Origin of the sequence: Bartonella sp. AA56HLJMS, from assembly GCF_042197145.1 — a bacterium.
Taxonomy (GTDB): Bacteria; Pseudomonadota; Alphaproteobacteria; order Rhizobiales; family Rhizobiaceae; genus Bartonella.
This window is the reverse complement of record NZ_JBHIRL010000040.1, coordinates 1-5096: the sequence shown is the minus strand read 5'-3', so window position 1 is coordinate 5096 and position 5096 is coordinate 1. Positions and strand designations below refer to the sequence as shown.

Annotated in this window: 5 protein-coding genes; all 5 read left to right on the top strand. The window is 41.4% G+C overall.

Annotated elements, in window-relative coordinates:
• Window positions 1-30 precede the first annotated feature (30 nt).
• A complete protein-coding gene (locus tag ACFINI_RS09315) occupies window positions 31-456 on the top strand; it encodes a hypothetical protein (protein WP_375632727.1) in 426 nt (141 codons plus the stop codon).
• 1 nt (window position 457) lies between these two features.
• Window positions 458-1342 (top strand): hypothetical protein, encoded by an 885-nt coding sequence (locus ACFINI_RS09310; protein ID WP_375647978.1) that lies wholly within the window; start codon window positions 458-460, stop codon window positions 1340-1342.
• 11 nt (window positions 1343-1353) lie between these two features.
• Window positions 1354-2799, top strand: coding sequence for a hypothetical protein (locus ACFINI_RS09305; protein ID WP_375635051.1), 1446 nt, complete (start codon window positions 1354-1356; stop codon window positions 2797-2799).
• A 1-nt stretch (window position 2800) separates the two neighbouring features.
• Complete coding sequence (locus ACFINI_RS09300) at window positions 2801-4870, top strand: glycine zipper family protein (protein ID WP_375647977.1); 2070 nt, start codon at window positions 2801-2803, stop codon at window positions 4868-4870.
• Window positions 4867-5096 (top strand): transglycosylase SLT domain-containing protein (locus ACFINI_RS09295; protein WP_375647976.1); only part of this gene is annotated, 230 nt, incomplete at its 3' end. The genes ACFINI_RS09300 and ACFINI_RS09295, both read left to right, overlap by 4 nt.

The following is a 5096-nucleotide window of genomic DNA, read 5'->3' as shown; positions in this document are numbered from 1 at the left end:
TGTGGATTTACGTCCTTTAGGCAGAGGGTAATGGCAAAAGTCTTTTTGACCACGTCTTGGGATATGGAGCGTATAGCCCCTTATCTTGAAGAAATCATTGCATCTTTTAGAGAGTATGTAGAGCGTTTCAAACATGAAATCACGTTGCAGGAACTGATTGAAGCGATTTGCAGTGGCAAGAAACAGTTATGGCTTGTTTTGGATGACGACGAGCGCTTTTTAGCGGCATTCACGACCCAGATACAGCAGACAGTTTTAGGAAAGAAGCGCGCACTGATTTGTGAATGTAGTGGGAAGGGCGTTCTTGATCAAGTTGATAATTTGAAATTTGTAGAGGATTGGGCGCGTGAGAATGGTGCTTCTGAAATGGAGATCTTGGGTCGTTTAGGTTGGAAGCGTGCACTAACCAAGCAAGGCTATAGCATAGGTATGCTTTATTATAGGAAGGAATTGTGACATGGGGAGCAGTAGACCAGCAACGACAGAACAGAAGCAGGTGCAGACAAGCGCCCCTCCTGCTTGGATGCAGAATGTCTTTAAGCGTGGGGGTGCAGATGCGTATAACATGTATGACACAGGGATTGGGGGTAATGTGTATGGAGGACCTCGTGTTGCGCCGTTAAGTGCTCAAACCACCCAAGCCATAGGTGGTCTTGGGAGTGTCCCTCATCATTATCAAAATCGCTCTTTGATGAATACAATCTATAATCCAACGTCGGCAGCCATGAATCTTAGACATATGGCTTCTGGTGGTATGATGGGAGAAAATTCGTATTTCAAACGAGCACTTCAAGAAGCGTTAGATGACTCAGACACTCAAATTAACAGATATTTCTCAGGGATTGGTCGTTATGCAACTCCTGATCACAGAGAGGAAGTGCGGAAAGGAAGAGATTCTATATACGCTCGTGCTATGTTAGAGCAATATAATCGTGATGCGGACCGCATGATGCAAGCCAATGCCATGATAGACCAAGCCAATCAAAATCAATTGGGTGCCTCAAATAACTTCTTACAGGGTTATGGGAATGCCTATTCCAATGCCATACAAGGGGGAGGTGTGCTTGATGCCCACAATCAACGCCTTGTTGATGCCAATAGAGAACGTTGGCTGGAACAAGACAATAGCGGCTGGAATAGGTTGAATATGCTTATGAACGCCGGTCATGGCTTTGCAAGGAATTACGGCACGACAACGAATAATAATACAGCCTCTATGATGCAAGGCAACGACCCTTGGAAGAATTTTGCGACAGTAGCAGGTCTTGCGACAAGTTTTATGGGTATCCCTGATATTTCTAAACCTTTTGGCGCATTTTTAGGCAAAAAATTCGGTGTATAGGAAAGAAAGAAATGGAAAAAAGTTCTTGGTTCGATAACATTTCGCGTTTTTTTATTCCTCCTGATCAAGGTGAACATCCTTTAGTTAGAATGTCTAGAATAGGAGCAGATGGTTTAATACAACATAGTACACATCTCCCACCTACATTAAAACGCAATAGAAGGAGATGGTCTACAGTTCAAGAAGAAAGAGAACGCCAAAAGCGTGAAGAGATCTATGGTCGAAAGCTATTAGGAATGGTTATTCCGAAGATTGGTGAGAGACCTATTGATAAAATGAATCTGTTGCAGAGAGTCATACAGCAGCATCAAGGTCCTGCTACTCCTAGTGCAATTTCTATTGATAAACCGTTTGAGAGTGGTTCTCTTGCGCCTTCTCAAATAGGAACTATTGTTCCGGATGGAGTATATCATGAGAAGAAGGAACCTTATGTGGTTCCTGAAGCAGAAATACCATTTGGTGTTGGTAATCATCCACCACTCCCTAATGCACAGGAGATTAAACAACTTACGCCTATAGTAGAGGCAGCTTCAACACCACAGTCACAAACTTCTCCAGTAGATACTCGAACTGGTTTTGAAAAGTTTGTCCAGTCTGATTTTTATAAAAAGCTTCAAGATCTTTTTGCAGGTATGTCGGCAGCACCGTCAGGCGGTTCTGGGTGGGATGCGCTTGCAAGTGGTGTGAAGCGTCTTAACGAAGGAGATAAACAAAGAGGGCAGGTTAATCAGACCGTCGAATATCTAAAATCTAAAGGGTACAGTGAAGAAGAGGCGCGGTTCATGGCTGGGAATAAAGATGCATTGAATGCTTTTCTATTACAAAAAGTGAACGGCGGTTATGATGCTAGATCTAAAGAAGAAATGGACCGCCTACGAGAAACAATAGATCTTAAAAATAGTGAAGCTATCAGTAGTAATACACTCCATGACATTGAACGTTTTATGAATTATATAGAAGAGAATGGTGATTGGGCTACGGGAAATCTTGCTGATTGGCAAGCTTCTTTTAAGGTTCCTCAACACCGTGATATGCGTTCACTGCTTGATTCCATTAAAAACCGTATAGGTATTGACCGTTTAGAAACGATGAGACGGTATTCACGCAATGGTGCTTCTGGTTTTGGTAACCTTACAGAAAGAGAGCTTGATATCTTAAAGAGCTATTTAGGAGAGATAAAGTACGACTTGGGTCATGAAGAGCTCTTGTTTAGGTTGAAAAAAATCCATCAGATTTTGGCTAAGATGAAATTAGACGTATTGAAATTGCTAGAAGACAGCAGCATTGAATTAACGCAAGAGAGTGTTGATAAGGTTACCACACAGTCGCATTCTAAAGCTCCACAGCAAGGACGTAATGCTTTGCCACTTGTTACCAGCAAAGAAGAGGAAGATGCATTGCCTTCCGGTGCACGCTTTATTGGTGAAGATGGAAAGATAAGGGTTAAAGGGGCTTAAAATGGCATATATTCCTTATTCTCGCATTGTTGATGATGTATCCGATAATGATGGTACGTCTTCGGTGAAGAACAGTCGTGGTAATCAAGGAAAAAAAACAACGGGTTATATTCCTTATTCCCCTCTTGTTGATGATGATACGGCTTCATTTAATACAAAATTTACAGCAGATGATTTTTCATTTGATGATAAAGATCTTACGTGGTCGGATGCACTAAGGAGTCATGGGATATCTGGTTTGACAGCAGGGTATAGTGATGAGATACAAGCAGCCAATGAAGCAGGTTTTACGGATTATTGGAGCGGCGATAAAAAGGCAGAAGAGGTTTATAATAGAAGGGTAGCTAAGGAGCGCGCTTACCTAAAAGCCTTAGAAAAAAAATATCCATGGTTGTCTTCTGGTGCTTATATTGCTGGTTCGATTTTACCAACATTAGCATCTTTGGGTATTCCCGCATTAAATTTTTTGCGAGCAGGCTCGACTTTAGGAAGTTTAGGTAGGGGAGCTATTGTTGGGGCAGGTTCTGGAGCTTTACATGGTTCTGGTGCAGGAAAAGGTTACAATGATACGGTGAATTCGGCATTAGCCGGTGGTGTTGGTGGGGCAGTTTTGACGCCGGTTGCTGCTTTAGGAGGTATGGGTATTTCTAAGGCAGTTCGTAGTTTAGGAAATGCTTTAAAATCGCCTCCACTTGTAAGGAATTATTTTAATCCTGCTCGTAAAGAGGTTTCAAATAAAGCTTTGAGAGAAGTTGCCAAGCAACTTTACGATAATAAAACCCAAAAGATCACGGAACGTCTTAGTTCAGAACCTCACGAAGTATTTTTGACAGATATTAATGAAAAACTACGACAGACTTTGTGGAATGCGTCTAAAACAAATGAAGATGTTTATAATCTCTTGAAACAAGCGCATGAGAAAAGATTAGGCGGTTCTGTTCAACGTCTTGATGATATGATGGAGCAGACAATTGTTCCATACCAGCATAGCGATACTTTAAGCAGGACGCTTAAACAGCAAGGGAAAGAAGCGCATGATCATCTTTATGAACAAGCAAGGCAAACGCCGATAGGACGAGAGTATTATCCGGCTCTTAATAAACTTTTTGAAAATAAAGGGTTTCAAAAAGCTCTTAAAGAAGCTGTCAATACTTTAGAGGAACACCCCCTCAGTATAAATCCTAGACGATTTTATGATAGAAGGTTTAGTAGTATAAACTATAAACCTACGATAGAGTTATTAGATCAAACTAAGCAGTCTCTTGATGATTTAATCGAAAAAAGTAAGAAACATGGCGATAACCAAAAGATTTTAGGATACGAAGTCCTCAAACAAAATTTGGTAAAAATAATGGACGAAATCTCTCCTACGTACAAAGCAGCACGCGGTAGTGCGGCAAAATTCAAAAACTTTGCAGATAGCTTTGAGGAAGGTAGACAAGCTTTTGGAACAAAGCTTGAAAAGAGTTTTGAAAGGGATGCAGTTCAGGAAAATCTTTCTAAAGGGAATTGGACAAAACAAAATAATACCTATCAGATGGGTATGAGAGATGCCTTAGATGATTTACTCAGAAAAAATGATGACCCTATTAATGAATTTTCTAAACTTTTAAAACAAAATCTTGCGTCTGAGAATCTTGAAAGGACCATAGGACCGGAACGGTTTTCTACTTTTAAAAAGGCAGTAGATCAGGAGCAATTCTATTCTGATGCAGCAAAAGAGGGTTTTAGCAAATTTGAAGGCACTCCTGAGTTTTCTGTTTTTGATGGAGTTCGTGTACCACATAGTATTCCTGATATACCAGCTCAAGGCTTAAAATTAGCACGAAACATATTTTTTCATCCGAATGCACCAGAGGCGCTACGAGCAAGACAAGAGCTAGAGCGCGGAATAGCGAAGTTAGCAACTTTTGGCGTTAAAGGAATGGAGCGCAATGAAATTGCCAAATTGATTCAAAGTGCTTTGAAGTGGCATAAAGCCGGTGTGATAACGGATGAAGGCTTGAAGATTGTTTCTAGAGCTGTAGCAAAAGGGTTAGGTCCTAGTGCTTCAATAGAGTATGCGAAATGACCCGTTCTAGTCCTTCTGTTAATCAAGCGATCCGTCAAGCAGCAGCGCGTTATGGTTTGCCAGAGAGTTATTTGTACCGTGTTGCGCAAGTTGAAAGTGGAGGCAATCCGAATGCAAGGAATCCCCGCTCTTCTGCTGGTGGGTTGTACCAATTTATAGACAGTACCGCCAAGCAATATGGTTTGCAAGACCGTTTTGACCCCATGCAAGCGGCAGATGCCATGGG

Coding starts and splice junctions, on each gene's coding strand:
- ACFINI_RS09305 (WP_375635051.1), top strand. CDS start 1,354: ATGGAAAAAAGTTCTTGGTTCGATAACATTTCGCGTTTTTTTATTCCT.
- ACFINI_RS09300 (WP_375647977.1), top strand. CDS start 2,801: ATGGCATATATTCCTTATTCTCGCATTGTTGATGATGTATCCGATAAT.
- ACFINI_RS09315 (WP_375632727.1), top strand. CDS start 31: ATGGCAAAAGTCTTTTTGACCACGTCTTGGGATATGGAGCGTATAGCC.
- ACFINI_RS09310 (WP_375647978.1), top strand. CDS start 458: ATGGGGAGCAGTAGACCAGCAACGACAGAACAGAAGCAGGTGCAGACA.